Genomic DNA, 1,008 nt, shown 5'->3' with positions numbered 1-1,008 from the left:
CAAAGTTCGATTTTTTGACAAAGACGGGAAGCCAGATCGAGATAAAGGTGTACTTTAATATCCGCTAATTAAGTAAAGAGAGCCTGCAAGCTCTCTTTATTTATAAATAGGCATTTTCACCTATTTTTTCGATGATTTACTAGGTTTTAGTGCCGGGTTATTACCTGGAGTTTTTTTGTTATCACGACGACGTTGATCAACTTTACCAGTTGAGTCTGCAATTGGTTTAGGACCTGGTTTAAGAGCCATAATAGTATTCCTTTCAAAGTTAAATAATGGATGAATAAACAGTGCATATTCAACCAGTAACCTAACACAAAAGTAAAGCTGTTCAAAGTTCAAACAACTTAGGGTTTCCCCCTCATTTATGATCGCTCAGTAAGTCGCTTATTTAACATAGTGATATCAGTATTATCATCAATAACCACATCCTCATATTTCACTCGCATTATCTTCGTTACTGGTTGAGAATCAAAAGTAAATACTGTGTTAGCTGGAGAGCATTCAACCAGTCCTTGAATATCAATTTTTAACTTAGGTTTCTCTGTAAAGAATGATTGTAACGTCGCTTCTTCGTTAGGAACATTCGAGATATCCATGTTTGATTCTTGATTTATGAGACAATCTGCACTTGATTTTTTTATCTTTTGAAGCAATGAGCATTGTGATTCTTTCAAAAGATCTATACGTTTTTTCAACTCCAAGGGTGAGCAATCTTTCATCCATTTCTTAATCTGCTTATCTACCACACCCAAGCGGCGAAGCCTGTTCTCATAGACACTCAGTAGTGCTTTGTCTTCATTACTATTCATCTATTGTAACTCCCCCCAATAACAAGTATTACAGTGAAGCATAAAAAAACCCAATAGCGAACTATTGGGCATTTTAATGAGTATAGATTTAATAATGTCATTTATTTAAGTAACAAATTGAATTTATGCTGCTTTTAATTGATTTTCATCTTCAACGTACTCTTTCAAATGAGTAAACGCTTTTGATGCCTGACTC

2 protein-coding genes are annotated in these 1,008 nt (G+C 34.6%); both read right to left on the bottom strand.

Features of this window, described 5'->3' with window-relative positions; all coding sequences use genetic code 11:
- Positions 1–120: 120 nt before the first annotated feature.
- On the bottom strand, positions 121–249 hold the full coding sequence (locus A142_RS25580; protein WP_017097008.1) for a hypothetical protein: 129 nt from the start codon (positions 247–249) through the stop codon (positions 121–123).
- Positions 250–365: 116 nt separating this feature from the next.
- Entirely contained in the window at positions 366–812 is a 447-nt protein-coding gene (locus tag A142_RS15555; protein WP_019820594.1) for a hypothetical protein, read from the bottom strand.
- Positions 813–1,008: the final 196 nt, after the last annotated feature.

Origin of the sequence: Vibrio splendidus 12E03, assembly GCF_000272105.2 — a bacterium.
In the GTDB taxonomy this organism is placed as follows: domain Bacteria; phylum Pseudomonadota; class Gammaproteobacteria; order Enterobacterales; family Vibrionaceae; genus Vibrio; species Vibrio splendidus_I.
The sequence above is the reverse complement of the archived record's forward strand: the minus strand, read 5'-3'. Positions and strand labels throughout refer to the sequence as shown.

What these genes read in the sequence shown, in the direction of transcription:
- A142_RS25580 (WP_017097008.1), bottom strand. Translation starts at nt 249, where the DNA reads ATGGCTCTTAAACCAGGTCCTAAACCAATTGCAGACTCAACTGGTAAA.
- A142_RS15555 (WP_019820594.1), bottom strand. Translation starts at nt 812, where the DNA reads ATGAATAGTAATGAAGACAAAGCACTACTGAGTGTCTATGAGAACAGG.